The 24691-nt window shown below is 56.5% G+C and carries 32 protein-coding genes, 1 tRNA gene and 1 pseudogene; 13 read left to right on the plus strand and 21 right to left on the minus strand.

Annotated elements, in window-relative coordinates; genetic code table 11:
* Positions 1 to 8: 8 nt before the first annotated feature.
* The 5 genes and pseudogenes from KGB21_RS29720 to KGB21_RS27640 form a co-directional block, all read left to right on the plus strand.
* Positions 9 to 395 (plus strand): annotated as a pseudogene (locus KGB21_RS29720) (tail fiber domain-containing protein); the annotation flags it as partial.
* Between the two features lie 506 nt (positions 396 to 901).
* Positions 902 to 1327, plus strand: a complete 426-nt coding sequence (locus KGB21_RS27625) for a hypothetical protein (RefSeq protein WP_317846750.1) — start codon at positions 902 to 904, stop codon at positions 1325 to 1327.
* Entirely contained in the window at positions 1324 to 1686 is a 363-nt protein-coding gene (locus KGB21_RS27630; RefSeq protein ID WP_223507332.1) for a phage tail protein, read from the plus strand. The genes KGB21_RS27625 and KGB21_RS27630 overlap by 4 nt, the downstream gene beginning before the upstream one ends.
* A gap of 62 nt (positions 1687 to 1748) precedes the next feature.
* The gene (locus tag KGB21_RS27635; protein WP_223507333.1) at positions 1749 to 2174 is read left to right on the plus strand and encodes a cell wall hydrolase; all 426 of its coding nucleotides are present in this window, start codon (positions 1749 to 1751) and stop codon (positions 2172 to 2174) included.
* Positions 2171 to 2692 (plus strand): DUF2514 family protein, encoded by a 522-nt coding sequence (locus KGB21_RS27640; protein ID WP_223507334.1) that lies wholly within the window; start codon positions 2171 to 2173, stop codon positions 2690 to 2692. Before KGB21_RS27635 ends, KGB21_RS27640 begins: the two co-directional genes overlap by 4 nt.
* Positions 2693 to 2715: 23 nt before the next feature.
* Here KGB21_RS27640 and KGB21_RS27645 read toward each other — a convergent pair whose 3' ends face one another.
* Together KGB21_RS27645 and KGB21_RS27650 are read right to left on the minus strand one after the other, a co-directional pair.
* Positions 2716 to 4740 (minus strand): hypothetical protein, encoded by a 2025-nt coding sequence (locus KGB21_RS27645; protein ID WP_223507335.1) that lies wholly within the window; start codon positions 4738 to 4740, stop codon positions 2716 to 2718.
* 255 nt (positions 4741 to 4995) lie between these two features.
* Positions 4996 to 5325, minus strand: a complete 330-nt coding sequence (locus KGB21_RS27650) for a hypothetical protein (protein ID WP_223507336.1) — start codon at positions 5323 to 5325, stop codon at positions 4996 to 4998.
* Positions 5326 to 5992: 667 nt separating this feature from the next.
* Here KGB21_RS27650 and KGB21_RS27655 point away from each other — a divergent pair.
* Positions 5993 to 7705, plus strand: coding sequence for an arylsulfatase (locus tag KGB21_RS27655; protein ID WP_223507337.1), 1713 nt, complete (start codon positions 5993 to 5995; stop codon positions 7703 to 7705).
* Positions 7706 to 7811: 106 nt separating this feature from the next.
* Here the strand turns inward: KGB21_RS27655 and KGB21_RS27660 are convergent, their stop codons facing one another.
* Positions 7812 to 8021, minus strand: a complete 210-nt coding sequence (locus tag KGB21_RS27660) for a hypothetical protein (RefSeq protein ID WP_223507338.1) — start codon at positions 8019 to 8021, stop codon at positions 7812 to 7814.
* 260 nt (positions 8022 to 8281) lie between these two features.
* On the opposite strand from KGB21_RS27660, the gene KGB21_RS27665 reads away from it, so the two are divergent.
* Positions 8282 to 8359: transfer RNA gene (locus KGB21_RS27665), tRNA-OTHER, on the plus strand.
* 82 nt (positions 8360 to 8441) lie between these two features.
* Positions 8442 to 8618 (plus strand): hypothetical protein, encoded by a 177-nt coding sequence (locus KGB21_RS27670; RefSeq protein WP_172668644.1) that lies wholly within the window; start codon positions 8442 to 8444, stop codon positions 8616 to 8618.
* A gap of 217 nt (positions 8619 to 8835) precedes the next feature.
* Here the strand turns inward: KGB21_RS27670 and KGB21_RS27675 are convergent, their stop codons facing one another.
* The 3 genes from KGB21_RS27675 to KGB21_RS27685 all read right to left on the minus strand — a co-directional run bounded on the left by KGB21_RS27675 (position 8836) and on the right by KGB21_RS27685 (position 10405).
* Complete coding sequence (locus KGB21_RS27675) at positions 8836 to 9216, minus strand: hypothetical protein (RefSeq protein WP_317846751.1); 381 nt, start codon at positions 9214 to 9216, stop codon at positions 8836 to 8838.
* A 39-nt stretch (positions 9217 to 9255) separates the two neighbouring features.
* Complete coding sequence (locus KGB21_RS27680; RefSeq protein WP_080757866.1) at positions 9256 to 9465, minus strand: hypothetical protein; 210 nt, start codon at positions 9463 to 9465, stop codon at positions 9256 to 9258.
* Positions 9466 to 9568: 103 nt separating this feature from the next.
* The gene (locus KGB21_RS27685; protein ID WP_223507339.1) at positions 9569 to 10405 is read right to left on the minus strand and encodes an NAD(P)H-binding protein; all 837 of its coding nucleotides are present in this window, start codon (positions 10403 to 10405) and stop codon (positions 9569 to 9571) included.
* A 178-nt stretch (positions 10406 to 10583) separates the two neighbouring features.
* Here KGB21_RS27685 and KGB21_RS27690 point away from each other — a divergent pair, with 178 nt between their 5' ends.
* Entirely contained in the window at positions 10584 to 11240 is a 657-nt protein-coding gene (locus tag KGB21_RS27690; RefSeq protein ID WP_223507340.1) for a TetR/AcrR family transcriptional regulator, read from the plus strand.
* Positions 11241 to 11297: 57 nt separating this feature from the next.
* On the opposite strand, the gene KGB21_RS27695 is transcribed toward KGB21_RS27690, so the two are convergent.
* The 8 genes from KGB21_RS27695 to KGB21_RS27730 all read right to left on the minus strand — a co-directional run bounded on the left by KGB21_RS27695 (position 11298) and on the right by KGB21_RS27730 (position 17379).
* Positions 11298 to 11582, minus strand: coding sequence for a hypothetical protein (locus KGB21_RS27695; RefSeq protein WP_223507341.1), 285 nt, complete (start codon positions 11580 to 11582; stop codon positions 11298 to 11300).
* A gap of 208 nt (positions 11583 to 11790) precedes the next feature.
* The gene (locus KGB21_RS27700) at positions 11791 to 12021 is read right to left on the minus strand and encodes a hypothetical protein (RefSeq protein ID WP_034147138.1); all 231 of its coding nucleotides are present in this window, start codon (positions 12019 to 12021) and stop codon (positions 11791 to 11793) included.
* A 126-nt stretch (positions 12022 to 12147) separates the two neighbouring features.
* Positions 12148 to 12369 (minus strand): hypothetical protein, encoded by a 222-nt coding sequence (locus tag KGB21_RS27705; protein WP_223507342.1) that lies wholly within the window; start codon positions 12367 to 12369, stop codon positions 12148 to 12150.
* A 72-nt stretch (positions 12370 to 12441) separates the two neighbouring features.
* Positions 12442 to 13461: a DNA topoisomerase IB gene (locus tag KGB21_RS27710; protein ID WP_223507343.1), complete on the minus strand. Its 1020-nt coding sequence runs from the start codon at positions 13459 to 13461 to the stop codon at positions 12442 to 12444.
* A gap of 74 nt (positions 13462 to 13535) precedes the next feature.
* On the minus strand, positions 13536 to 14615 hold the full coding sequence (gene modC / locus KGB21_RS27715) for a molybdenum ABC transporter ATP-binding protein (RefSeq protein WP_223507344.1): 1080 nt from the start codon (positions 14613 to 14615) through the stop codon (positions 13536 to 13538).
* A gap of 3 nt (positions 14616 to 14618) precedes the next feature.
* The gene (modB, locus tag KGB21_RS27720) at positions 14619 to 15299 is read right to left on the minus strand and encodes a molybdate ABC transporter permease subunit (protein ID WP_223507345.1); all 681 of its coding nucleotides are present in this window, start codon (positions 15297 to 15299) and stop codon (positions 14619 to 14621) included.
* On the minus strand, positions 15300 to 16067 hold the full coding sequence (gene modA, locus KGB21_RS27725; protein ID WP_223507346.1) for a molybdate ABC transporter substrate-binding protein: 768 nt from the start codon (positions 16065 to 16067) through the stop codon (positions 15300 to 15302).
* A gap of 247 nt (positions 16068 to 16314) precedes the next feature.
* Complete coding sequence (locus KGB21_RS27730; RefSeq protein WP_223507347.1) at positions 16315 to 17379, minus strand: NAD(P)H-dependent flavin oxidoreductase; 1065 nt, start codon at positions 17377 to 17379, stop codon at positions 16315 to 16317.
* A 222-nt stretch (positions 17380 to 17601) separates the two neighbouring features.
* Between KGB21_RS27730 and KGB21_RS27735 the strand changes: the two genes are divergently transcribed.
* Positions 17602 to 18585 (plus strand): MDR family oxidoreductase, encoded by a 984-nt coding sequence (locus tag KGB21_RS27735; RefSeq protein ID WP_223507348.1) that lies wholly within the window; start codon positions 17602 to 17604, stop codon positions 18583 to 18585.
* A 54-nt stretch (positions 18586 to 18639) separates the two neighbouring features.
* Here KGB21_RS27735 and ada read toward each other — a convergent pair whose 3' ends face one another.
* The 5 genes from ada to KGB21_RS27760 all read right to left on the minus strand — a co-directional run bounded on the left by ada (position 18640) and on the right by KGB21_RS27760 (position 21784).
* Positions 18640 to 19704, minus strand: a complete 1065-nt coding sequence (gene ada / locus KGB21_RS27740; protein ID WP_223507349.1) for a bifunctional DNA-binding transcriptional regulator/O6-methylguanine-DNA methyltransferase Ada — start codon at positions 19702 to 19704, stop codon at positions 18640 to 18642.
* 87 nt (positions 19705 to 19791) lie between these two features.
* Complete coding sequence (gene alkB, locus KGB21_RS27745; protein WP_223507356.1) at positions 19792 to 20457, minus strand: DNA oxidative demethylase AlkB; 666 nt, start codon at positions 20455 to 20457, stop codon at positions 19792 to 19794.
* A gap of 5 nt (positions 20458 to 20462) precedes the next feature.
* Positions 20463 to 21149, minus strand: coding sequence for a 2OG-Fe(II) oxygenase (locus tag KGB21_RS27750; protein WP_223507350.1), 687 nt, complete (start codon positions 21147 to 21149; stop codon positions 20463 to 20465).
* A gap of 127 nt (positions 21150 to 21276) precedes the next feature.
* Positions 21277 to 21447, minus strand: a complete 171-nt coding sequence (locus tag KGB21_RS27755) for a hypothetical protein (RefSeq protein WP_172668643.1) — start codon at positions 21445 to 21447, stop codon at positions 21277 to 21279.
* A gap of 34 nt (positions 21448 to 21481) precedes the next feature.
* The gene (locus KGB21_RS27760; RefSeq protein WP_007900033.1) at positions 21482 to 21784 is read right to left on the minus strand and encodes a DUF1883 domain-containing protein; all 303 of its coding nucleotides are present in this window, start codon (positions 21782 to 21784) and stop codon (positions 21482 to 21484) included.
* Between the two features lie 214 nt (positions 21785 to 21998).
* On the opposite strand from KGB21_RS27760, the gene KGB21_RS27765 reads away from it, so the two are divergent.
* Together KGB21_RS27765 and KGB21_RS27770 are read left to right on the plus strand one after the other, a co-directional pair.
* Positions 21999 to 22355, plus strand: coding sequence for a hypothetical protein (locus tag KGB21_RS27765; RefSeq protein WP_034147128.1), 357 nt, complete (start codon positions 21999 to 22001; stop codon positions 22353 to 22355).
* A 72-nt stretch (positions 22356 to 22427) separates the two neighbouring features.
* The gene (locus tag KGB21_RS27770; RefSeq protein ID WP_034147127.1) at positions 22428 to 22658 is read left to right on the plus strand and encodes a hypothetical protein; all 231 of its coding nucleotides are present in this window, start codon (positions 22428 to 22430) and stop codon (positions 22656 to 22658) included.
* A 12-nt stretch (positions 22659 to 22670) separates the two neighbouring features.
* Here KGB21_RS27770 and KGB21_RS27775 read toward each other — a convergent pair whose 3' ends face one another.
* Entirely contained in the window at positions 22671 to 22952 is a 282-nt protein-coding gene (locus tag KGB21_RS27775; protein ID WP_034147126.1) for a lipoprotein, read from the minus strand.
* A 138-nt stretch (positions 22953 to 23090) separates the two neighbouring features.
* Positions 23091 to 23279: a hypothetical protein gene (locus KGB21_RS27780; protein ID WP_223507351.1), complete on the minus strand. Its 189-nt coding sequence runs from the start codon at positions 23277 to 23279 to the stop codon at positions 23091 to 23093.
* Between the two features lie 281 nt (positions 23280 to 23560).
* Here KGB21_RS27780 and galU point away from each other — a divergent pair, with 281 nt between their 5' ends.
* On the plus strand, positions 23561 to 24400 hold the full coding sequence (gene galU / locus KGB21_RS27785) for a UTP--glucose-1-phosphate uridylyltransferase GalU (RefSeq protein WP_008065368.1): 840 nt from the start codon (positions 23561 to 23563) through the stop codon (positions 24398 to 24400).
* Positions 24401 to 24691 lie beyond the last annotated feature (291 nt).

A 24691-nucleotide genomic window follows, 5' to 3' on the forward strand; every position in this document is an offset into this window, starting at 1 on the left:
GAAGCACCATGCCTTGGTATAAAGCCGGGACGGTCTCTGTCACCCAAAATTCCAATGCCGTGCTTGGTGCGGGCACTGCTTTTATTGCCAATGCTCGGGTCGGCGATGCATTCCGCGGGCCGGACGGCGCTTGGTACGAAGTCATCAACATCGCCAGTGACACGGCGATGGCGATCTCGCCGAACTATCAGGGCGCGACTAATGCAGCTGGCACTTATGCACTGGCGCCAATGCAGGGTTACGTTAAAGATTCGGCCGATGCTCTTCGATCCTTGGTCAATCAGTATGGCGCCAAGTTGGCTGCGCTGGGCACGACCGGCAACTACGACGTATTGCCCGTAAACAAGGGCGGCACTGGAGGGGTTGACCAGGCTGGAGCTCGCTCTGGAATTGGCGCCGCGAAGTCTGGCTCGAACAACGACATCTCAGCTTTGACCGGCTTGCTCACTGCGCTGAGCGTGGCTCAAGGCGGTACTGGCGTTACCACAATGGCCGCACTGCTGGCCGCTCTACAAACAGCAGGAGCGTACGGAAAGACCAATACCGTTGGCACAGTTTCGCAGAGTGGTGGAGTGCCTACTGGTGCGATTGTTGAAACAGGCACCAACGCAGCCGGGACATTTACCAGGTTTGCAGACGGGACAATGATTTGTAGGAGTACGCCGGGTTCAATAGATCAAACCGTAGCAAACACGGCTTATTCGACAACCTTCGGGCTGCCAGCCCCATTTGTTGGCGCGTACACAGTCATACCAAACGTTTCGGGGGTAAACGTCTCTAACGTATTTTCTGGTTATTCGCGTGGCTCACAACTGACCGGATCAACTTACAGTATTGTCCAGGCTTGGAACGTAGTCCAAACCTACAACTACACTGTTATCGCTATAGGAAGGTGGTTCTAATGATAATTAAGCTTTCACCGCTCAGCTCAGGCGAGACGCTTGAAGTGGTTAAGTCCGGAGATATACTGAAGGTTAACGGCGAAGACTTCGACTTTTCACAAATTGGCGAAGGCGATACTTTACCAGCTAGTGCCATTTCGTCAGAGTGGTTTAATCGAGGTGCAGTTGACCGTATAAACGGCGAACTTGTACTGACGCTAACATTGCCAAATCCTTGGAACTTTAGCCCCGAGCAAGCTTTTCCGGTTCCTTTGGTTGCCGTTCCAGACGGCCCGGTTGTGTTTCCGCTGCCCCTCCCAGATGCATTGCCTGAAACCCAAGCTGAAGAGCCACAGAAACAGTATGCGTTAGGGGTTATCAACCACTCGACCGGCGAGCGCTTCATCATCCCAGCCCAGAAAGTAGATGGAGATCTTGGAGAATGAATATTGACTGGTCGCAACTCATCACGAAGGCAATGAAGGACGCCGCCGCGCAGGCCGCACAGCTCGCCGCCGCGAAGGCCGAGCTATCCGCCAGGAATGCCAAGGCACTGGCGCAGATTGCGCGCATTCAGGATCGGATCGACACGCTTGGTTACGGCATTGATGCGGGAGAGGCGACTGAAGCGGATGAGGCTGAGCAGGCCGCTCTACTGATCAACCTCAAAGCCTGGAAAACCTACAAGTTCGCATTGGGCAAAGTGACGGTTCAGCCGACCTGGTATGCCGCGCCGGTGTGGCCGATTGAGCCGGCGGTCCCCGTCATTGTGGCCGACCCCGAAGTGGCAGTTGATCTGATTTAACGCGCCCGCACAGCGCAACTCACCCGCCATCGAGCGGGTATTTTTTTGCCTGGAGAAAAGTGATGGCTGTAACTGATAAAGACCGCGACATCCTCGCCAGAACGCTTTGGGGCGAGGCCCGCGGCGAAGGCGTTGCCGGCCAGATCGCCGTGGCCTGCACCATTCGCAACCGTGTGAACGACGGCAAGGGCAAGTCGTGGTGGGGGGAGGGCTATGCCGGTGTGTGCCAGAAGCCGTATCAGTTCAGTTGCTGGAACAAGAGCGATCCGAACTTCGCCAGCCTGAGTGGCGTGAAGCCAATTCCATTCCGGGAGCTGGCGCAATGCCGTATCGCTGCTGACCAAGTGATCGATGGCAAGGTTCCGGACCCAACCGGTGGTGCCACCCATTACTACGCCACCACGATGCCGAAGGCGCCGACTTGGGTGAAAGGCGCCAAGGAGACGTTGAGACTCGGTCACCACGTGTTCTTTAAGGATGTGCCATGAAGCCGTTGTGGTTGCGTTGCCTTCCTTATTTTGCGGCGCTCGCGATGGCGGTCGGTGCGTTGTTTGGTTCCTACCACCACGGTCTGTCGGTGAAGGATGCCGAGTGGCTTGGCAGATGGAACGACCGCAATACCTTGGACGCCAGGGTTCTGGCTGCCCGCGAATCCGCCGAACGCGCCAGAGAACAGGCTCGTCAACAATCCATCAATAAGGCAATTCAAGATGGCCAACAGATCATCGATCAGGCAATGGCTGATGCTGCTGCCGCTCGCGCTGCTGCTGACGGCGTGCAGCTCGCCGCAGACAACCTTGCCCGTCGACTCGCAGCCAGCGAAGCCAGCGGCAATACCTGCGCTGCCTCCGCAAGCAAGGCAGCTGCCCGTGCCGCCGCTGTGCTTGCCGACGTGTTCAAGCGCGCTGACCAGCGAGCGGGCGAGCTGGCTGCAATTGCTGACCAAGCCAGAGCCCGAGGAATGACCTGTGAGCGAGCCTACATTGCGCTGTCTACCGGAGGTTGAAGATAACGCACTCGCTTGTATGATTAATGGGACGCTGTACTGACAGACATTGGCTCAAGCAGCAGCAGAGTCCCGAGCTCGTTCTTGGCGCTTATTGGGTATTTCGATATTAGCTTCGCATCATCTAGCAACGCCAAAGTCTGCGACGAGGGGCCGACACCCAGATATATGCACTTCACCTGATCACTGAGCGCTCCAGCCATGAGGGCGTCAAGATCGCTTTGTAGTAGTGTTTCGATCATGCCCGGTCCTGGTAACGGTGAGGCAGTTCTCAGTTCCGCGTGATATATGGCTTGCCGCTGGGCCAGAATCAGGCAGTCTCTTCCTTTGTTGGTCGATCGAAGAAACTCCAGCTCGTTCGCCACAACTGGATCTCTGGGTTTCTGAAAGTCTGCGAGATTACTGATGCCTACAGTGACCAACTCTCGCGCCGAAAAAGCTAGCGTTACAGTGCCAAGACTCACAAAGATAAGGAAGGGTAATACCAGCAGGCCCGACATGCGGGACGTTGTGCGTTTCCGTACCGAGCGAAGGATCAGATCGGTCAGAACTGCACCTACTACCAGCGCGGGCCACAGGACCATCATCAGGCAGAAGATATGGGATCGACCCTGGTAGTATGTAAACAGTCCGAGTCCCATTAAAGCAGCACAGAAGAGCACGTCGTAAACGTGGCTTTCGATGTGTCTGCGCCACGCCGAAACTGCTGCCACCGCCGCCGCCGCATAAACGACCAATATGATTTGCCAAGGATGGAATGCTTTTGGCATTGGCAACATCATGAAGCCAGCCCCGTAGAACAATTTCTGGGACGCGATCGCTTCCTGGATCCCGAGCGGACCCCCAGCCTTGATTCTTAAAGCAATCATCAAGATGCCGAAGGTCAGGGCTGCAAAAGATGAAAAGCCAAGGGCTGGCAGCAGTACTTTCCATCTCAAGGGCTGAGTGAAAAATGGTTTCACCAACAGAGTCGCACCAATGGAAACTAGCACTGGAACCCCAGAGTCAAAGTTCCAGAAGACAGCTATGCCTGATGCGATGCCTAATGCGGCAATTCCCGCACGCGTCGGCTTAAAGCAATAGTAGGTGAAAAGGAATAACGCCACTGCAGGGCAAATGAAACGAATAGGATAATACTGCAGGTAGATTTCTTGCTTGATGTCGTTCAGGTAGAGATACAACCCTGTAGATATCAGTATGCATAAGAACGTCATGACTCTTAGAAGGTTGTTGCGCACATGTAGATGCAGCACAGCTGCTACACACGCAAGGGCGATTACTTGAAGAGTGATGAAGAAAGTGCTGATGGAAAAGACGCTGATGTCGACGATTCTAAAGATCGGTGCGATTAACTCCGGAAACAAGCCATATTGCGACGGCAGGTCATGAAGAAGTGTCTTTCCGGCGACGACCTGAGTCAGGGCATAGGTAGCGGCGTCATAACTAACCGACCACTGGGCTGCGAGCGTCACCATGTGATCAGAGGCGAGTCTGTAAGGTGCTATCTGGAAAATCAACGCAGCCACGCAGGCAGCTGCGACAGTCAGTGCCATGGGCGTACGGCGCGTTTTGGCGCCTGCCAAACTTGGCACCAGCACCAATGCCGAGAGCAACAGGGATAATGCCAGCATGGCCGTCCGGCTCGTACCCGATACGCTTGGCGGGAAGAACATCACGCTGAGGAAATCCGAAGCGATGAACGGCGCAACCAACATGGCGCACAGCGACACAACCATAAGTCCCCGAATCAAACGACTCGGATTGAAACCACGGAGGAACTTGGCTGTAACAACCAAGGCTATCGGAGAGAGCGCGGCGAGCAAGACGAACACTGCTCTCTCAACCGGCTCAGGGTTCAGCTGAGAAGGGGTCTTGATGCGCTCGGCCGCAAACACGGGAACTTGGGGATTACTTCCTATTTGAAAGTACGTAGCCAGCACGCTCAACGCAATGGCGACAAGCACCAAGCATGCGACGAAGAAGATTAGACCGAGCATCTGACCGGGGATGACATCATGGTTTGCCTGCGTAACGGCGTTCTTGCTCATTGTAAAATCGCCCTGGTAGGGGATGAGTCGATGAAAGGGGAGGCGATTCAATCACAGCCACCGGTAGATTCGCTATCGCTGCTTGCTGATGTGTGAATTTGTGGCTCCGAAACCCAAAAGGTAGTCCGCACTCGGCTGGATTCGTAGATGCCTCAACTAGTGGGGCTGGAGGGGGTGGGGTTGCCCCCAGCTCTCATTAACGTTTTACGATAAGAGACGAAAACCGGTACTGAAACGCTGGGGGAATTAGTATTTTCACGCGCTCTTGTGAACCAGCTTGAGGGCCTGTAACTCGCGAATGACCACTTCTTTCTGATCAAGGATTCGCGTCAGACTATGGATCTGCGATAGCTGATCGGTGGTTTCAGCTTCGAGATTCGCCAACCAGATACGTTTCCTTTCGAGCTCCGCAGATTGCTGGTCGTTCATTTCCACCAAGCATGCAATATTTTCCTTTGCTGATTGCAGCTGACGTTTCAGATTTTGGACGTCTTCCTCGAGCATACTTGCGTAATGCTTGACGGTTTCAAACTGGGTCGGATTGCCCAGCCAGTCGCTGGTGTCTTCGATTTCGTACGGGTCCACAGTCGAGCCTTGTGAATACTGTTTGGATATACAGTAATCAAGATATAGCATTTCTGCGAGGATGACTCGACGAGCGATAGCTTGTGTGATGGTGTTCGTTCGGCAGGACGCCGGAGGGGAGACTTTCTGAGGGCTGAAATTGACCCATTGCTGACGGTCGCAACAGGTAGGAATCGGCCGAAGCGGGTATCGAGTGTCTAGTAAATTCGCGGCGATTCAGGTTACCACTCAGCGCAATGCTGAATCAGGGTGGACTTTTTACCGAAGTGCAGCCGTTGCCATGCCAGGACTTTTGTCTGGAAGGCACTCCATCGTCGTGCGTACGACACCCGAGGACGGTAGCGTCGATCTTTTTTGCGGGGATATCTGCTAGCGATTCGATGACAGGGTTACGGTGATTTTGGATTCAACCCGCCCGGCATCTTCGAGATGCGGGTCTATACTCACGACCCTGATTCTGGCATCGGCTATGAAGGAGAGCCCGCTAGTTGTCATTAGCGACGAGCCATTGCGGGTCAATGCTCAATGTAAAAGGATGCTGCGCCAACGGTTGACGGAGTGCCGCCAGTATTAAATTGGAGCAGATGAAGTTTTGAGCCTTGAGAGATGAGAACACTACCTATCCGAATGGGTAGTTATGTGAATCAACTAAAAGAGGGTCAAATTCATGAAGTCCAGAAAACTTGTACTGGCGGGATGGGCGTTGAGCAGCCTGGCAGTCGGAATGACCATGTCAGCAGTGACTCAAGCTGCCGAAAACAAACCCAATATTATGTTTATCATGGCTGACGACATCGGCTGGATGCAGCCCAGCATCTATCACCAAGGGTTGGCGGTCGGTGAAACACCGAATATCGATCGCATCGCACAAGAAGGTGCGAAATTCATGACCTACTACGCTGAGCAGAGTTGTACGGCGGGGCGCAACGCATTCTTTACTGGAATGCATCCGCTGCGTACCGGCATGATTCCACCGCAATTGCCCGGCAGTCCATCATGGCTACGTCCTGGCACACCCGCACTTTCCAAGTTTTTACTTGATCTGGGTTATACCACTGGCGAGTTCGGTAAAAATCACTTGGGAGACAACTTTGAGGCGCTGCCAACTTCCCACGGTTTCCAGGAGTTCTGGGGCTACCTCTATCACCTCGATGCAATGCAGGGCGTAAGCTTCGTTGACATCAACAAGACCCCGCAAGAGCAGGGCATTGCACCGCCTTGTAAGGTCACTCCAATCAATGGGCTGCCGGAAGTTCCCGGAGCCATCGATCCAAGGGAGGGTACCTGTCTGACTCCGCCGCGTCCGGTAATGTCCTGCGTCTCCAGCGACGGTACGCAGAAGAACACCACCTGCAAGGATGAAGGGCAGCTGACGCTGGAGCGCTCGAAGACTGTGGATGAAGAAATCTCTTCAAAGGTTATCGACTTCCTCGACCGCAACGATCCTAAAAAGACCAACAAGCCCTTCTTCGTCTGGTACAACCCGGCACGTATGCATATCACCACGGTATTGCCACCTAAGTATGACGCAATGGTGGGTGAAGCCGGAGGAAAGGACTGGGGCACTAATGAAGCAGGGATGAAGCAACTGGATGACAATATTGGTTATGTGTTGAAGAAACTTCAGGATATGGGCCAGTTGGACAACACCATTGTCGTCTTCACGACCGACAACGGCGCGGAAACCATCACCTTCCCGGACGGCGGTACGACCCCGTTCAAGGGCGGCAAGTTGACCACTTGGGAAGGCGGCATGCGCGCTCCACTGGTCATTCGCTGGCCTGGGAAGATTAAGCCAGGCACCGTCCTGACCGACATCTTTGCCTCGCTAGACTGGGTGCCAACCCTGGTCAATATTGCTGGCGGTAAGAAAGGTAACGAGCTGAACCAACAGATCATGGCGGGCAATTACCCCGGCATCGTCAAGACCAAACTCGATGGTGTGGATCAGACTGAATACCTAACCGGCCAGTCCACCAAGTCGGCGCGCGATACCTTCTTTTATTACACCGGCTCGCAACCTTCGGCAGTGCGCTACAAGAACTGGAAGATGTACTACACCATGGTCCCGGATACCGCGACGGGCGGGCTATTCGGTGCGGTCACGTATCACTGGACACAACTGCTGAACCTCAAGCGTGACCCCTTTGAAACAACAGTTGGCGCCGACGCGAAGTCCATCACCGGCTATGGCGGCGCCTTAGGTTCCCCTGGCAACGCCTATGTCTACAATTGGAATATGCTGCCAATCGGGCAGCTACTCTGGGAGAAGGAGTTGATGTCGTACAAAGACTACCCACCCATGCAGGCACCGGAAACCTACAATCTGGATGGCATTCTCAAGGCTATGAAGCAAAGCGGTCATAACGGACACGATTAACTCCGTGTATAACCAGTCGGTATAAATCGACGGGCGCCCAAAACAGGCGCCCGTTTTTTACTACCAGAATTTTTCTGTCTCAACGGCCGCTGTTGGCTGGTTGCAGTCACTCCGGAGTCATCATCACTGCGAGCGTCATCTTGATGAACTCTTCGTTGCGGTCGATTGCGACCAGAGCGCCACGCACATTCTCGGCAACCTCAGTTGCACCGCTCTGCTCGACCCATTCCGTAAGCTCCATGATGGCGGCTTCAAGGGCAAGCTGGTTTTCGTTGAGCTTGAATAGCAGGGAAGGGAGTAAGTCAGAATTGGGCATGTGCTTTTCCTCCGTGGATTGAGGAAAGAGTAGCAGCGTGGGGGGAAGGATTACTGATCGGCAGAACGCCAGAGAGGGGATGTCACACTATGCTGAATCTGCATATCGCAGAGAACTTAGCAAGCTGGTTTAGTGATAATGTTGCCATCCAAAGCGATGGATTTTCTGGTCCGCAATCATTCTTGGGTATGCGGAAACATTGATCTGCATGGCGGATTCTCGAGTTTGATTGCGGACCAAAAAACCTATCAGAAGGCACGGCCTGATTGATTTCCCCTCGGGACTTAAAATCCCCCGCTCGTAAGGGCGTGCCGGTTCGATTCCGGCTTCGGGCACCATCTTAAATCAAGGGTTTGCGGGCGAAAGCTGATGCAAGCCCTTGTTTGTTTCCGGGTTGAAAAATTTAAAGGAGAGGGTGCTATGGACAAGGCATTTCGAAACCCGCTGTTTCTCTGTGGTATCCCGTTGGTGATTTGCGGATTCAGTTTTGGTCTGACCGGGCTGCTCACCGAAGGGACGTTCGCGTATGTAGCTCCGGGCCTGCTTATCCCAGGATGTGCGTTCATGTTGATCGGATGGATGCAAAGGAATAAGTGAGAACCCGCGGATGGGTCAATCAGCCAGGCCCTAAACGCGATGTCCGACATTATCCCAACTACCAGAATCGAAAAAGCCCGGCATTTAGCCGGGCTTTCTGTAGATGGGCCAAATCCTTTTGGCTGATCCCATTGTGCTTGCTGGATGTGACGTGCACATGACAGAAAGCAGAGAATCGACGCTGTACCGGGCTGGGACAAACAAGCGTTACTGACGCTTAACTCCCGGCTCTACTACCACCTTGAGTCGTTCCATCGTCCTTTGAGTCCGACGCGCCCGTGTCTTTTTTCATGGTTTCAGAATCGGCGCCGGAGTTGGACCCAGCAGCTTCCTCACCTTTTTTGTTGGCCTTTTCTTCGTTGGATTCAGAGGGGATTGGGTGAGTGCCGGGAATAGTCGCGGCCTCCGTTGCCTCGGTGGCAAGCGCTACAAGCGGGCACGTCGAGAGGAAACTCGCGAAGGTGAGGGCAGTGATTATTCTGTTCATCATTGTGGTCTTCCGAAAGAGATATAGATGTTGGAAGAACTGGGGCAGGGAAGGTGCTGGGAGGCTGACGAGCGGCAGAAATGGAAAACCCAGCCATTGGCTGGGTTTCAACTATGTGCTCCGAGCCACTGGCCCAGAAGTGAACGGCCATTACTGAGTAGCGTCGTCGCTCGCCAGATTCGGTTTACGTCGATCACTGCCGGCAGGATTGCCGGAATTGATCAGTCTTCTTTCCAGCAAAATATTCTGCAACGCCTGACGATCTGATGGGTTCAGCTGATGCTCTCGCTCCCTGAGTTCTAGCAGGATCGGGCTCGACCATTTGCGATAAGTTTGTTCGGCACTACGAATGGATGACATCTCTTCCTCCTTGATCAGGCTCCCGCCCATAAAGGAACGCAGTTCGACACGAAAGAGACCCTAGTTGAGGAAGCTGAATGCCGCCAATGCATTGCGTCGGACTTCAGTCCCCGCTTGCCCAGACTGCCGTAGCGGCGGTGCGCTGGACATAGTCACTGAAGTCGCGCGCCGGGCGGCCCAGGGCACGCTGCACGCCATCGCTAACCGCTGTGTTGCGGCCATCGAGCACGGTGGTGAACAGATACAGCACAAGGTTGATCAGTTGCGCTGGCAGCTGTTCCTGCTCCAGCGCATCGCGATAGGCGTCCGGTGGGACGGCCACAAAATTTATATCGCGATGTGTCGCGCGGGCGATCTCGGCGACGGCTTCGGAAAACGTTATCGCTCGTGGTCCTGTCAGTTCATAGAGCCGGTCGGAATGCCCGGTTTGGGTCAACGCGGCGACGGCGATTTCAGCGATGTCTTCTACATCGATAAATGGCTCCGTGATGTTGCCGACAGGTAGCGCCAACTCGCCTTGCAGGATCGGCTCAAGAAAATGCGCTTCACTGAAGTTCTGGCAGAACCAGCTCGCGCGCAGGATTGTCCAGTCGACGCCGCTGTTCTGCACGACGCGTTCGGCCTGTTCTGCTTCGTGTTCACCGCGCCCGGATAACAACACTAATTTGCGGACGCCGTTCCTGACGGCCAGGTCAGTGAACGCCTGGACTGTTTCGAGGGCGCCGGGCACTGCAAGGTCCGGTTGATAGGAAATGTAAACCGCGTGAACACCATCGAGCGCGGCGTCCCAGGTCGATCGGTCTTCCCAGTCGAAGGCCGGAATTGCTGCGCGGGATCCCCGGCGCACGGGCAAGCCCGCGGCCTCGAGCCGTTGTGCGATCCTTCCGCCGGTTTTGCCATTTGCGCCGAGAATCAGGATGGTTTCTTGATTGTGGTTCATCGCGTTCATCTCCATCGGTTAATGTGAGTGATGCTCACGTTTAAAAGATGATAAACGCTCACGTTCTCTCGTCAATCACCAGAAACGTATAAACCGACGTACGGATCTGCCTATTGGGCGGGCACGTTCGCAGTGCTAAGGTGAGACAATGTCATGTTATTGATCGGGTAGTATCTCCGTGCGCAAAAAGACTTCCGACGCGATTAACCAGCCAGTTTCCGAGCCGACTCGACGCAACCCAACGCAACGACGCAGCCGCGAGCGTCAGGAGCGGATTCTCGCCGTAGCGACGCAGTTGATTGCGGCCAAGGGCAGCGATCAGTTGAAGATGAGTGAGATTGCTGAGCGCTCCGAAATTTCGATCGGTTCTCTGTATCAATACTTTCCTGACAAAAGTTCAGTCATCCGCACATTGGCCGAGCGCTACAACGCCGAAAGCCGTCGTTGCATCGAGGAGGCGCTCGGGGCGGTCGAGGATATGCAAGGACTGCAAGCGGCGTTTTCTGGATTGCTTGATGAGTATTACGAGATTGTTCTGTCTACGCCGGCGATGCGTGATATCTGGTCTGGTATGCAGGCCGACAAGCAACTGCTGCAGCTGGAGCTGCAAGAAAGCCGACTCGCAGGTTCGATGCTTGCGGCCGCGATGCTTCGAGCACATCCAGGTGCGGACCCGGTGCGGATGGCGGATGCTGCTTTCCTGATCTGGCACCTGGGGGAGGCGACCATGAGGCTGGCGGTTTCTTCTGCGCCAGAAGAAGGGCGTCGGCTGGTTGAGGCGTTCAGACGCATGTCGCTGCGCGAAATCATGCAGCCAGCGTTGCTGATCGATTGAGCTCGCAGGCAAAAACCGGAAAACCGGGCCAGGTTGATCGGCCCGGTTTTCTTTTATCTAAACGAAAGCCTGACCACGAAATCCCCGTGGCAGTCTTTGTCTTCCGGTCATGGCGGTCAGCCGCTCGATCCAGGTCTGGCGCCAGTCATTGCCCGTATGGGTGACTTTCGATTTGCGTGACGCGCGGCGTGCAGCATTGCGCTGGGCTTTGCGTGCTTCTTTGTACGCGTCGGTGTTGCGGCAACTTCTGCATTTCACCCGGTTTAGTTCACGGGTTGAGGTGAGGTTGTTGCCCTTGTGACCGCAGGCAAGGTGCCCGCTGATTTTGAAGTGAGTGACCATCGGACGTCTCCTCGTGACGTGTGATCGTTTGACCTCTCTTAATCGGTGACGTTCTTTCGCGAGGTAAAGGCGCAAAAAAATCCCGGCGCCTGGCCGGGTTGGGGGAGAAACAGAGGAACTTCAGACAGGCACATGCCCGGTGACAGCAATGTCGCCGATCATGCGTCCGGTGTCAGGCTGTGTATTCGCATCGAGCTTGCAGATCGAATCATCTGAACCGCGGCAGAGGCCGGTCAACCGGTTTTAGCGCCGACAGGGTGTTGCGGATCAGGGGCGTGTCTTTCTCGATGTCGTTGAGACGATCGCGAATTCTGAGGGCGGTTGGATGTCCGCCTTGATGATCGACCCAATCGGCGATTTCCTTGCAGGCGGCTGCCAGGCGAACCTGACGCGAATCAAGCAGGGTGAGCAGGGTGGTGATGGACTCTTTTTCGGACATGGGAAACACCTCCGTTGAAGAAACCTGGCAAATGGCAGTAAAAAGCCCGCTGGAGGCGAGCTTTCTACCGATGGGCGCTGTTCCTTCAGCTCTCTTCAGTATAGACCCGTAACAGGTACGTAAACGTCAGCCTTGCCGGGCTGTGATTTGTGACTTTGCATTCAGCTGCTGGCAGAAATACCGCGCGTCTTCTTCAAGATCGTAGCCGTCACCGATGAAGCCGTTGGTGCGGGTGTCGACGATGCGGTACCAGACCGCGGCGTCAGGCGGCTGATGGCCGATTTCGCCGTCCCGCCGACCATGAATGATGATCTTGTTGCAGCGCTTCACGATAAAAATGTCTTCCATGGCCTCACCGCGGCTGATTCGTGTACACATCAACTATAGAAGTCATTTGTAATCGTGCAAAAAATAGGCAGGTCAATTCGTCGGCTCAGACACCATTTTCTCCAACAACATCGCCAACCTGACTTCTTCGACACGCAGGCCTTTACGCACTCTCGGCCTTGGCAACTCCGCCAGTGCGCCCAGCACAAAACCTTGTAGCACCGCCGGATGGATGTAGCACTTGCGGCACACCGCCGGGGTATTCCCGAGCTGTTTGGCAACGTTTTTTACCATCTCCACCACGTGCCGTTTCGCCTCGGATTCCGGTTGCCATTGCAACTTGCGCAAGGCTGCCAGGGCCAGGGCGCTGCCAGCCCAAGTGCGGTAGTCCTTGGCCGTGAAGTCGGCACCGGTCAGTGTTTGCAGATAGGCGTTTACGTCGTTAGACGTGATGGTGTGTCGTTCACCATTTTCATCGATGTACTGAAAGAGGTTTTGCCCGGGAATTTCCTGGCAACGCTTGATAATCCGCGCCAGCCGCCGGTCCTTCACAGTGATCTGATGCTCGACGCCACTCTTGCCGCGAAACTGGAACAGGATCGCACTGCCGTTGACCTCGACATGGCGGTTGCGCAAGGTGGTCAGGCCATAGGAGCGGTTATCCCGTGCATATTGGCTGTTGCCGACCCGGATTAACGTCGCGTCGAGCAAAGTGATAACCGTGGCCATGACTTTGTCACGGCTGAAACCCGGAGCGTCCAGCAACGCTTCCAGTTGTTTACGCAGTTTCGGCAGCGCCAGGCCGAAATCCCGCAGACGGGAGTATTTGTCAGTGTCTCGCACTTCTCGCCAGCGCGGATGATAGCGGTACTGCTTGCGGCCCCTGGCGTCGCGGCCGGTGGCTTGCAAATGCCCGCGCGGATCCGCACAAATCCACACGTCGGTGTAGGCCGGTGGCACCGCGAGCGCGTTGATGCGCTTGATCTCATCGGCGTCGGTGATGCGTTGACCCGCCGGGTCGAAATAGCAGAACTTGCCGCGCAGTTTCCTGCGGGTGAGTCCCGGTTGGGTGTCATCGACGTAATGCAGGTCGGGCGGGAGTGCATCTGGCATGGCAGTTGTCCTTGGCGAAGAGTCAGGGGCCGTTACAGCCATTGACCCCACGCCGCGGCAGTCGTGCCAGTGAGTTACGCCAGCACCGCGACAGCCTTGATTTGCGCCCAGAGTTGTTGGCCGGGATGCACGTTCAATTGGTCGCGGGAATAGCGAGTGATACGCGCCAGAAGCGGGGTGCCCGCCGCGTCCAGGCGCACCAGGACGTGGGCGGTGTTGTCGGCACCCATTTCACTGACGACAGTGACCGGCAGCCGATTGAGAATGCTGCTTTGTTCGACGCTGTGCAGGCTCAGGCTGACATCCCGCGCCTGCACCTTGCAGCGCAGCGCCTGACCCGGTGCCATGGGTGTGTGCGTCACGCGAATGTTCAGGACCGTGTCGGGCAGTTGCAACGTCAGCAACTGGTAGTTGGGATCGTAGGCACTGACGTTGCCTTCGATCACCACGCCAGCGTCATCGCCCATTGCCAGTGGCAAATCCAGCCGAGCGAGGGTTTGTCCGATCGGACCGCTGGCCAGTGCTTTGCCTTCGCTGAGCAGGACAATGTGGTCGGCCAATCTCGCCACCTCATCCTGAGAATGGCTGACGTACAGCACCGGAATGTCCAATTCATCGTGAAGCCGTTGCAGGTAAGGCAGGATTTCGCTTTTGCGTTGGGAATCCAGGGCGGCCAGCGGTTCGTCCATCAGCAACAGTTTCGGGCTGGTGAGAAGGGCGCGGGCCATGCCTACGCGCTGTCGCTCACCGCCAGAAAGGTGCTGCGGATGCCGGTCCAGCAAATGGCTGATCCCTAGCAGTTCTGTCGCGTGTGCCATGTCGACGCGGCGGTGTTGTTTCGGGATTCGTTTCAGTCCGAATTCCAGGTTGGCCAATACCGATAGATGCGGGAACAGACTGGCTTCTTGAAAGACATAACCCAGGGCGCGTTTATGCGGCGCCACGAAAATCTTCTTTTCGCTGTCCTGCCACACTTCATCGTTGACCTGGATAAACCCCTGATCGACCTTTTCAAGGCCGGCGATACAGCGCAGGCACGTGGTTTTGCCCGAGCCCGAATGACCGTAAAGCGCCGTGACACCGCGGCCAGGCAGTTGCAGGTCAACATCGAGAGCGAACCCTGAATAAGCAAGTTTTAGGCGTGTGTGAATCATCGATCAGCTCCAGCCCGCTTTGGTTTTACGGCTGGAGTACAGCGCCAGCAACACCGCAAAGGAGAACACCAGCATCGCCCCGGCCAGCCAATGCGCCTGGGCATATTCCATGGCTTCAACGTGATCGTAAATCTGCACCGAAACCACCCGGGTTTTGTCCGGGATGTTGCCGCCGATCATCAACACCACGCCAAATTCGCCGACGGTGTGGGCAAATCCAAGGATGGCGGCAGTGATGAAACCTGGCCGGGCCAGGGGCAGGGTGACGCTGAAGAAGCTGTCCCAGGGATTGGCGCGCAACGTAGCGGCCACTTCCCGCGGGCGGGTGCCAATGGCGGAAAAAGCGTTTTGCAGCGGCTGGACCACAAACGGCATCGAGTACAGCACCGAGCCGATGACCAGGCCTGCAAAACTGAACGTCAGGGTGCCCAGCCCCAGTGATTGGGTGAACTGGCCTACAAACCCGTGGGGACCGAGCGCCAGCAACAGATAAAAGCCGATCACCGTGGGCGGCAGCACCAGGGGCAGGGCGACGATTGCGCCGACCGGGCCGCGCAGCCAGGACTGGGTGCGCGAGAGCCATAACGCAAGGGGAGTGCCGATTACCAGCAGGATAACGGTCGTCAGGGACGCCAGTTTCAGGGTCAGCCAGATGGCGGAAAAGTCGGCACTCGTGAGCGTCATTTAGAGTTGGTAACCGTAGGATTTGATGACAGCGGCGGCTTTTGGCCCCTTGAGGTAGTCAACCAGCGCCTTGGCGGCTGGATTGTCCTTGCCCTTGTTGAGGATTACGGCGTCCTGTTTGATCGGGTCATGCAGGTCCGCCGGAACGATCCACGCCGAACCGCTGGTGATTTTGCCGTCCTTGTAGATTTGCGACAAGGCAACGAAGCCCAGCTCGGCGTTGCCGGTAGAGACGAATTGATAGGCCTGGGTGATGTTCTGGCCTTCAACGATCTTGTCCTTGACCTTGTCGGTCAAGCCTTGCATGGCCAATACCTGAGTTGCGGCGAGGCCGTAAGGCGCGGCTTTCGGGTTGGCGATGGACAGATGCTGATACTTGTTGTCAGCCAGCACTTTACCTTGGGCGTCGACATAGCCTTCTTTGGCCGACCACAGTGCCAGCGTGCCGATGGCATAAGTGAAGCGCGAGCCTTTGACCGTGTCGCCTTCGGCTTCGAGTTTTTGCGCGGTGGTATCGTCCGCCGAGAGGAACACTTCGAACGGCGCGCCATTCTTGATCTGGGTGTAGAACTGACCTGTCGCGCCGAAGGAGGTCACCAGTTTATGCCCGGTGTCTTTTTCGAAATCTGCTGCGATCGCCTGAATCGGCGCGGTGAAATTGGCAGCGACAGCGACCTGGACTTCGTCCGCCTGAGCAGAGCCCAAGGCGAATACGGCGAGCAGGCTCGCCAGGCAGGTGGGGGCAAAACGTGAGGCACGAATGGTCATGAAACGGCTCCGTCGAAGGCACATGTAGCGAGGGGCTTAAAACGCTATATAAATAAATATATAGCGAAATCCCTGCAAACGGAACTTGGCTGTATTGAAGTGCGTTGTGAGCACTAACCTGTGGCGAGGGAGCTTGCTCCCGTTGCGATGCGAAGCAGCCCCGGCTTTTGCGACTGCTTCGCAGTCGAGCGGGACGGTGCGGCGATCCGACAAGCTCCCTCGCCACAGGTTTGGAAAGTCCTCTAGGTTAGTGTCCCAGCAACTTCGCCAATCCTTCCTCAGCCAGGCGCCGGGTCAATTCTGCGGTCGTCAGCTCCACGCCCAACGTGAACGCTTGCCCGGCCCAAAGGTTACTGAAATCCGCTTCCCCTTTGGCGCGCAGTGGCATCAGCGCACCACCGGCCAGCGGGAATGCCGGTGCCTTGGCGCTCATCGGTCCGAGCTCACGCATCACGCGATTAAGGATTCCACGGGCCGGACGCCCGGTGAAAATGTTAGTGAGCGCGGTCTCGCTTTCCTTGGCCGTGCGCAGCGCCTTGTGATGGGAGGCGCTAACTTTGGCCTCCGGCGTGAACAGATAGGCCGTGCCCACTTGTACCGCCGAAGCGCCGAGCATGAACGCCGCAGCGACTCCTCGCGCATCGGCGATGCCGCCAGCGGCGATCACTGGTACTTTCACCGCATCGACGATTTGAGGCACCAAGGCAAAGGTGCCGACCTGGCTGCTCAGGTCATCGCTGAGAAACATCCCGCGATGTCCTCCCGCTTCGTAACCCATGGCGATGATCGCGTCACAGCCATGTTGCTCAAGCCAGATGGCCTCTTCTACGGTAGTGGCCGACGACAGCACTTTCGCGCCGGTGGCTTTCACTCGATCCAGCAGCGATTTTTCCGGCAGGCCAAAGTGAAAACTCACAACTTCGGGACGAAATTCTTCAATGATGGCGCAGCCTGCTTGATCGAACGGCGCGCGATTGGACACTGGCGTCGGCGCTTCGAAATCGACACCCAGTTCCCGGTAGTAAGGTTCCAGGAGGTTCTTCCAGTCTTGCGCGCGCTGCTCATCGGCCGGTGGCGGTTGATGGCAGAAGAAGTTGACGTTGAGCGGACGCTGGCTGTGTTGACGAATAGTCTTTAGCTCTTCGCGCAACTGCTCGATGCTCAGCATCGCCGCTGGCATTGATCCCAGGCCGCCAGCGTTGCTCGCCGCAATGACCATGGAAGAGTGAGTGGCGCCGGCCATCGGGGCCTGGATGATGGGCAGTTCGATCCCGAGCAGGTCAAGAATGCGAGTGTCTGGCCATTGGCTCATTTCTGTTCTCCGACATTGAAACCGGGCAGGGGCGGTAGACCGGATTTGTAGCAGCAATGACTGACGCAAGGCCAGTCACTTTACAGGGTGGCGAAAAACTATAACCACAGGTCATGGAAAAACCCGAGAGTTTTGTGGATTGGCTTAAAGTCGAGTACGGCAATTTTTTGCGATGTGGTATTTAATTCAGACCACAACGGGTGATCCCACCAGGAGGCAGCAATGTTCCAAGGTATTTTGATCGAAAAAGACGACAGCGGTTATCGCTCCACGCTGCAAGAAATCAATGACGATCAGTTGCCCGAGGGCGACGTGACGGTGCGAGTGGCGTACAGCACGCTGAATTTCAAGGACGGCCTGGCGATCACCGGCAGCAGCCCGGTGGTGCGAAAATTCCCTATGGTCCCAGGGATCGATCTGGCAGGAACCGTCGAAGTCAGCGGACATCCGGACTTCAAGGTCGGTGACAAAGTCCTGCTCAATGGCTGGGGTGTGGGTGAAGGACATTGGGGCGGACTTGCGCAGAAAGCGCGTCTGAACGGCGACTGGCTGATTCCGCTGCCCACGGCTTTTACCGAGGCCCAAGCCATGGCCATCGGTACGGCGGGCTACACGGCGATGCTGTGCATCCTGGCGCTGGAACACAACGGCGTGACACCTGAACAAGGTGAAATACTGGTCACTGGCGCCAATGGCGGCGTAGGCAGTTTCGCCATCGCGCTACTGAATAAACTGGGTTATCGGGCCGTTGCATCCACTGGTCGAACCTCGGAACACGAATACCTAAAGCAACTGGGAGCCAGCGAAATTATCGATCGCGCCACATTGTCGGAACCGGGCAAACCGCTGGCCAGAGAGCGTTGGGCCGGGGTCATCGACTCGGTGGGCAGCCACACCCTTGCCAACGCCTGCGCGAGCACCAAGGCCAATGGTACGGTCGCTGCGTGTGGTCTGGCGCAAGGCATGGACTTCCCGGCCTCGGTTGCACCGTTCATTCTGCGTGGCGTGACCCTGGCCGGCATCAACAGCGTGACGCAACCCAAAGCCAAGCGAGTAGAGGCGTGGAGTCGGCTGGCCAAGGATCTGGATTTCAATCTGCTGCCGCTGATCAGCCATGAAATTGGTTTGAGCGAAGCGATCGACGCTGCACCGCGCCTGCTGGCGGGCCAATTGCGCGGCCGGGTTGTGGTGGATGTAAATCGTTGATAAAAAAGTCGCAACCTTCGCGTAGGAGCTGCCGAAGGCTGCGATCTTTTGCTTTTATAACGTTTCGCGCTCCAGCAACTGCCGTTTGCGCTCCACACCCCAGCGATATCCCGACAGATTGCCATCGCTACGCACCACGCGATGGCAAGGGATCGCCACCGCCAGGCTATTCGCGCCGCAGGCCTGAGCCACGGCGCGAACAGCTTTCGGCGAACCAATGCGTTGGGCGATATCGGCGTAGCTGGCGGTGCTGCCGACGGGAATCTCCCGCAAGGCTTGCCAGACTCGTTCCTGAAACGCGGTACCGCGCACATCCAGCGGCAAGTCCAGACCGAGGGCCGGGGCTTCGATAAAGCCGACAACTTTGGCGATCAGTTGCTCGAAATCTTGATCGGCGCCTATCAGATTGGCTCGGCGGAATTTGTCCTGCAGATCGCAAACCAATTGGTGCGGATCGTCGCCCAGCAAGATCGCACAAACCCCGCGCTCACTTTGCGCCACCAATATTGCACCGAGCGAACACTGACCGACCGCAAACCGAATGTCGTTGTTTTGGCCCGCCGCGCGGTAATCAGTAGGTTTCATGCCCAGAAGCTGATCGGCTGCTTCATAAAAGCGACTATTGGAATTGAAGCCGGCGTCGTACAAAGCGTCCGTCACCGAGCCGCCGTCTGTGAGTCGCTCCCGCACCCGACGTGAACGATGAGCCGCCGCGTAGCCCTTGGGCGTCAACCCAGTGACAGCCTTGAACACCCGATGAAAGTGAAAGCTGCTCAGGCCCGCCGCTTCGGCCAGTTCGCCAAGCGCCGGGAGCGTCTCGGCACTTTCGATCTGGCGGCATGCGGCGGCCACGGTTGCCGCATGTTGTGCGGCGATGTCGCTTTGATCCTTTGCCGCCCGTTTGCTCGGACGATAACCCGCTGCCTGGGCTTGCTCGGCAGTATCGTAAAATTCCACGTTCTGCGGATTCGGCAAGCGCGCCAGGCTGCTGGGGTTGCAATAGATTCCAGTGGTTTTTATCGCGTAGACAAACTGCCCATCCGCCCGTGGATCCCGGGCAACGACGGCAGTCCAGCGTGGATCATTTTCAGTGGTGATTTTTGTCGTTTGGCTTGTCATGGCGTTTTGTCCCTTGACCCGTTTCCAGCAGATTAACCATGCAATCGTGTCGGTACACTCCGGCGCTTGCGGTCAAACTCCCGGGCTTCAACCTGCCGTTCGAAAGGTGAAGTTAATTCGCTGTTCACCCAAGCGAGAATGTTGGCCATCCTTGATTGGCAAGACGCCGTGATAACGCAAGCGATCCACGCCCCCCCAGACCACGATATCGCCATGCAGCAGCGGCACTCGCTGGCTTTTATCGGCGCGGGCAAAACCGCCGAACAGAAACATGGCCGGCAACCCCAGCGAGACGGAAACGATGGGCGCCGCGTAGGACTTTTCGTCTTTGTCTTGATGCAAAGACATTTTAGACCCCGGGACATATCGGTTGATCAGGCAGGAATCCGGGATGAAATCGGTAAACCCGGCAGCCTGCGCCGCTGCTTGCGCCAACTGTAAAAACACGTCGGGCATTTCCGGCCACGGCTGGCCGGTCTGCGGATCGTTGCGGGTATAGCGATAGCCGCTGCGGTCGGTGGTCCAGCCGAGGGTACCGCAACTGCTGAGGGCTACCGACATGGTAAAACCGCCAGGAGTGACCATCTGGCGAAACGGTGCGGGCGCCAGCACCGCGTCCAGGGCAGGCAGCAAGCGGTCCAGCCAGGGCAGGGCAAAGCCTCTCAAGACGCAGGACTGTTCACCAATAGGCTCGTGCCGGGGCTGCTGCTCGGGCTCGGCGTCGGCAAACAAATCAAAGGTCGTCGGATTCATGGTGTTCATAACGCGTCGTGAAAGATGATGCCAAGGGTATGCCGTTTTCCACTGTGCAGGCGACTGACGCCGTGGCGCATGGTCACGCGGTAGTAACCACGCAGGCCTTTGACCGGCCGTTGGTTGACCGCAAAAATCAACGCGTCACCTTTTTTCAGGTCAACGACTTGAGGGCGCGATTGCATCCGTGGGCGTTGCTCGGTCAGTACGAACTCCCCGCCGGTAAAGTCTTCATCCGGTTCTGACAGCAGAATCGCCACTTGCAGTGGGAAAACGTGCTCGCCGTACAAGTCTTGATGCAAGCAGTTGTAGTCCTGCGGCCCGTATTGCAGCAACAACGGAGTCGGACGCGTCTGACCGGCTGCGTGACAGCGTTCGAGGAAGTCTTGATGGGTGTCAGGGAAACGGCTTGGCAGGCCCATCTGTTGGTGCCAGCGATTGGCGATCGGCACCAGTCGCGGATAAAGTGCGCTGCGCAATCGAGCTACCAGGTCGGGTAAAGGGTATTTGAAATATTTGTACTCGCCGCGACCAAAACCGTGCCGAGCCATGATCACTTGCGAACGGAAGGGCTCCGATTGCGCGTACAGGGCACTGATGTCGTCACAGGTTTCAGGGCGCAACAGCGACCAGAGGACCGCGCAACCGTCCTGATCGAGTTGTTGCTCCAGTAGCGCCCAGTCGGTGCACATGGTTCTGACTCCTTAACCCAGGGTTGAGGTGGCCAGTCTAGGGAGCGGGGAGGGCGCCAGCACTCCGGCGCTTGCGGTCGAACTTCAACGCCGGAAGCAGACGTCCTTGCTGTCGCTCCGGGTCAAGTTACAGCGCTTTGCTGACGCTGATTTCGCTGATGACGTCTTCGCTCTGGCCATGAAGGGCATCCAGCGCAGCCTTGGCTTCTGCTTCGGTGCCGTTCTCCAGTTGGGCAAATTCGAAGCGGCGCTCGCCGTTCAGTTTGTATTTGATGACGTATTTGGTCGTCTGGGCCACGGTCATGTCTGCCTGTATGCGAATGGGGTGTCACTCAGCTCAGTTTCGAGCTGGAGCGGCGGATGATCTTGATCGAGTGAGTCAGGGTTGGTTTGCGGGTCACGCTGATCGGACGGCGATTGACCGTGTCGATGGTGATGTTCCAGAAACCGGTGCTCGGCGCCGTGATGCGGGCCGGAAAGGTATCGAACGCACCGCCGTGGTAGGTGTGGCGGCCGCCATTTTTGAAGCTGCGGAAATTGGCGTCGTTCATCAAACGGATGTTGCACATTTGCGAGCATTGAATGACGACGATGTCGTCTTCGTTGAGGTGCTCGCGCTGGTGGATAAATTTCATGAGGCGCCTCCAGAAGGGCTTTTTCTACAAAATCAAAACGATAGCTTGGGCGATTGGCGCGCAGTTTATCAGCCCGGGGGCGTTATTATCCGACGGTCGTGTCCCGCTTTGGCAATTAAAACCAGATATTACGCATTCGATGAGGGATAAATGCAGTGGGCCTCGGATAAAAACCGTATCTGTGCTGTCGGAGGGTCTTTATCGGAGGTTTCGTATGAAGTGGGGTGTGTGTTTCCTGCCGTTGGCGTTGGTGATGACGGGTTGTGCAAGTGTCGAGGACATTAACGAGACGCTGCCCACCATGAGCGTGATTTCAGGCAAGAATCCCCATGAGTACGCGCAATGCCTGGGTGAAAAGCTCGCCGATAGCCGTGGCGCCTTGCAAGTCGAGCCGCAGAAAGACGGCGTGCGAGTGATCGTGCCGCAGAAGCTTTCATCGGGGCCGGCCGCCGTGTTTGACATCGAAGATCGCGCTGGCGGCAGCAGCATCAAGCTGCATGAGCGTATTTCCAATGTGCCTGTGCGCCCATGGGATGTACGTAATGCTGCCACCGCGTGTATTTCCGGCTGATAGAATGTCGCCAGTCAGCAACGATGCCGTCAAAGCTACGCTTTGGCGGCATTGTCATTTCTGGAGTCGAGCATGAAGCGAGAGCAGGTGCGTGAGCGCCATGCAGAGGGTCTGATCTCTGCCACACACGTGATTCAGAACCCGGCGGATCCGGGGGAATGGATCGTGTTTTTCAAGAAAAGCGCCGGGCGCAGTTATTTTCTGGTGGATGAAAACGATGAAGTCGAATCCTTCAGTCGCCTCGACGACTTGATCGAGACCGTGCGCGGGCTCGGGATCAAGTTCGCCGAAATCCACATGTAGGGCAGGGGCGCCTTACTTGCAGACCACCACGACACTGCGGTTCTTGTAATTGCCGACGTCGACTCCCAGGGTCTTGTCGCTTTCCTTGCTGGACGGCGTGCCATCGGTGCCGACGATGCGGTAACCAGTGCCGGCACAAGACGCGTCGGCCTTTTCATAACAGGTTGCCCAGGAATTGGCTTCGCCGGAGCAATCGATGGCCAGGCCTTGCTCGCCGTTGTTCAGGTAGGTTGTTTCGGACGTCGCGCAGCCACTCAGGGCCAGTACCGCAATCAGTGGCAAAAATTTAGTCATGTCGTTGTCGTCGCAAAGGGGTGGGCAAAGCCTGTGACAGCGCCGTGAGCAAAAGGTTATAGCGAAAGGCCACTTCCTGCCCACTTTCACAAAAAAGCCCTGCGCGAGGGCAGGGCTTTTGGGCATGTCAGGTGTCGATCAGGTCTTGTCCTTGCCGCGTCGTTTAGGTTGCGGGTGCTCCAGTTCCAGCACGGCCGCCACTTCGATCGCCATGGCTTCAGTCGGAAACGATCCGGCGACATTCTCGCCTGCAGCGTTGCATATCGCCCATTGGCCGTCCTTTGCCTTGTTGATCAAGTACCCGTTGACGCTCTTTGCTTCCGACATCTATTTGCCTCGTTGGCTGGTTCAATTGCGCCATGATAGCGCCAAATTCACGCAGCGGGTGCCGATGGGCGTATGGTGGTGCGATTGCCTGTTGCGATGACAAAGCGTGCAAGTCTGCCGGTCTCTGCTATCAATAACGGGCGGCTACTCGATCTGCGGAACTATCCGCGAGAATATTTCTCTATGATGGCATCGGTTAGCCAGCGCGGGGCATTGTAAGGTGCACGCCGCCTGATTAGACTGCGCCGAAACTCGTACACACAGCCCTTTCAAGGACTTATATGATCAAGAAATGCTTGTTCCCAGCAGCCGGTTACGGTACTCGCTTCCTGCCAGCGACTAAAGCCATGCCCAAAGAAATGCTGCCGGTGGTAAACAAGCCACTGATCCAGTACGGCGTTGAAGAAGCACTGGATGCCGGGTTGACCGAAATCTCGATCGTCACCGGCCGTGGTAAGCGCGCCCTGGAAGACCATTTCGACATCAGCTACGAGCTGGAAAACCAGATCAAGGGCACCGACAAGGAAAAATACCTGGTCGGTATCCGCAAGCTGCTCGACAACTGCTCGTTCTCCTACACCCGCCAGACCGAAATGAAAGGCCTGGGCCACGCCATCCTGACCGGCCGTCCGCTGATCGGCGACGAACCATTCGCCGTGGTGCTGGCTGACGACTTGTGCGTCAACCTCGAAGGCGACGGCGTACTGACCCAAATGGTCAAGCTGTACAAACAGTTCCGCTGCTCGATCGTGGCCATCCAGGAAGTCGATCCGCAAGAGACCAACAAGTACGGCGTTATCGCCGGCGAGATGATCCGCGACGACATCTACCGCGTACACAGCATGGTTGAAAAACCAAAGCCAGAAGATGCGCCGTCGAACCTGGCCATCATCGGTCGCTACATCCTGACCCCGGACATCTTCGACCTGATCGAACAAACCGAGCCAGGCAAGGGCGGCGAAATCCAGATCACCGACGCCCTGATGAAACAAGCCCAGAACGGCTGCGTCATGGCCTACAAGTTCAAAGGCAAGCGTTTCGACTGCGGCGGCGCTGAAGGCTACATCGACGCGACCAACTTCTGCTTCGAGAACTTCTACAAGACTGGCAAGGCTTACTGATAGTTTGCTTGTGTGAATCGAAAACCCCGACTTGTTCGGGGTTTTTTTGCCTTCTTGATGGAGGTCCGGGCTCTCGAAAGGACGTGCACCGCAACAGCAACCGAGGCGGCCGTGAGCCGACCTGATACCTCTGGTGTACGCGCTCCCAGTAGGAGCTGCCGAAGGCTGCGATCTTTTGATCTTGATTTTAAAAAGCAAAGTCAAAAGATCGCAGCCTGCGGCAGCTCCTACAGGTTTTTTGCTGTCTGTGCTATCTGGATTCCACGAGCTTTTCAGCACAATGCTTGCTCA

The organism is Pseudomonas sp. GL-RE-29 (genome assembly GCF_019947275.1).
Taxonomy (GTDB): Bacteria; Pseudomonadota; Gammaproteobacteria; order Pseudomonadales; family Pseudomonadaceae; genus Aquipseudomonas; species Aquipseudomonas fluorescens_A.

What these genes read in the sequence shown, in the direction of transcription:
- KGB21_RS27775 (WP_034147126.1), bottom strand. Translation starts at nt 22,952, where the DNA reads ATGACTAAATTTTTGCCACTGATTGCGGTACTGGCCCTGAGTGGCTGC.
- KGB21_RS27660 (WP_223507338.1), bottom strand. Translation starts at nt 8,021, where the DNA reads ATGCCCAATTCTGACTTACTCCCTTCCCTGCTATTCAAGCTCAACGAA.
- KGB21_RS27655 (WP_223507337.1), top strand. Translation starts at nt 5,993, where the DNA reads ATGAAGTCCAGAAAACTTGTACTGGCGGGATGGGCGTTGAGCAGCCTG.
- KGB21_RS27700 (WP_034147138.1), bottom strand. Translation starts at nt 12,021, where the DNA reads ATGTCCGAAAAAGAGTCCATCACCACCCTGCTCACCCTGCTTGATTCG.
- KGB21_RS27685 (WP_223507339.1), bottom strand. Translation starts at nt 10,405, where the DNA reads ATGAACCACAATCAAGAAACCATCCTGATTCTCGGCGCAAATGGCAAA.
- KGB21_RS27770 (WP_034147127.1), top strand. Translation starts at nt 22,428, where the DNA reads ATGAAGCGAGAGCAGGTGCGTGAGCGCCATGCAGAGGGTCTGATCTCT.
- KGB21_RS27680 (WP_080757866.1), bottom strand. Translation starts at nt 9,465, where the DNA reads ATGTCATCCATTCGTAGTGCCGAACAAACTTATCGCAAATGGTCGAGC.
- KGB21_RS27750 (WP_223507350.1), bottom strand. Translation starts at nt 21,149, where the DNA reads ATGTGCACCGACTGGGCGCTACTGGAGCAACAACTCGATCAGGACGGT.
- ada (WP_223507349.1), bottom strand. Translation starts at nt 19,704, where the DNA reads ATGACAAGCCAAACGACAAAAATCACCACTGAAAATGATCCACGCTGG.
- KGB21_RS27735 (WP_223507348.1), top strand. Translation starts at nt 17,602, where the DNA reads ATGTTCCAAGGTATTTTGATCGAAAAAGACGACAGCGGTTATCGCTCC.
- modC (WP_223507344.1), bottom strand. Translation starts at nt 14,615, where the DNA reads ATGATTCACACACGCCTAAAACTTGCTTATTCAGGGTTCGCTCTCGAT.
- modB (WP_223507345.1), bottom strand. Translation starts at nt 15,299, where the DNA reads ATGACGCTCACGAGTGCCGACTTTTCCGCCATCTGGCTGACCCTGAAA.
- galU (WP_008065368.1), top strand. Translation starts at nt 23,561, where the DNA reads ATGATCAAGAAATGCTTGTTCCCAGCAGCCGGTTACGGTACTCGCTTC.
- KGB21_RS27710 (WP_223507343.1), bottom strand. Translation starts at nt 13,461, where the DNA reads ATGCCAGATGCACTCCCGCCCGACCTGCATTACGTCGATGACACCCAA.
- KGB21_RS27635 (WP_223507333.1), top strand. Translation starts at nt 1,749, where the DNA reads ATGGCTGTAACTGATAAAGACCGCGACATCCTCGCCAGAACGCTTTGG.
- KGB21_RS27705 (WP_223507342.1), bottom strand. Translation starts at nt 12,369, where the DNA reads ATGGAAGACATTTTTATCGTGAAGCGCTGCAACAAGATCATCATTCAT.
- alkB (WP_223507356.1), bottom strand. Translation starts at nt 20,457, where the DNA reads ATGAATCCGACGACCTTTGATTTGTTTGCCGACGCCGAGCCCGAGCAG.
- KGB21_RS27730 (WP_223507347.1), bottom strand. Translation starts at nt 17,379, where the DNA reads ATGAGCCAATGGCCAGACACTCGCATTCTTGACCTGCTCGGGATCGAA.
- KGB21_RS27625 (WP_317846750.1), top strand. Translation starts at nt 902, where the DNA reads ATGATAATTAAGCTTTCACCGCTCAGCTCAGGCGAGACGCTTGAAGTG.
- KGB21_RS27780 (WP_223507351.1), bottom strand. Translation starts at nt 23,279, where the DNA reads ATGTCGGAAGCAAAGAGCGTCAACGGGTACTTGATCAACAAGGCAAAG.
- KGB21_RS27765 (WP_034147128.1), top strand. Translation starts at nt 21,999, where the DNA reads ATGAAGTGGGGTGTGTGTTTCCTGCCGTTGGCGTTGGTGATGACGGGT.
- KGB21_RS27640 (WP_223507334.1), top strand. Translation starts at nt 2,171, where the DNA reads ATGAAGCCGTTGTGGTTGCGTTGCCTTCCTTATTTTGCGGCGCTCGCG.
- KGB21_RS27670 (WP_172668644.1), top strand. Translation starts at nt 8,442, where the DNA reads ATGGACAAGGCATTTCGAAACCCGCTGTTTCTCTGTGGTATCCCGTTG.
- modA (WP_223507346.1), bottom strand. Translation starts at nt 16,067, where the DNA reads ATGACCATTCGTGCCTCACGTTTTGCCCCCACCTGCCTGGCGAGCCTG.
- KGB21_RS27695 (WP_223507341.1), bottom strand. Translation starts at nt 11,582, where the DNA reads ATGGTCACTCACTTCAAAATCAGCGGGCACCTTGCCTGCGGTCACAAG.
- KGB21_RS27630 (WP_223507332.1), top strand. Translation starts at nt 1,324, where the DNA reads ATGAATATTGACTGGTCGCAACTCATCACGAAGGCAATGAAGGACGCC.
- KGB21_RS27645 (WP_223507335.1), bottom strand. Translation starts at nt 4,740, where the DNA reads ATGAGCAAGAACGCCGTTACGCAGGCAAACCATGATGTCATCCCCGGT.
- KGB21_RS27760 (WP_007900033.1), bottom strand. Translation starts at nt 21,784, where the DNA reads ATGAAATTTATCCACCAGCGCGAGCACCTCAACGAAGACGACATCGTC.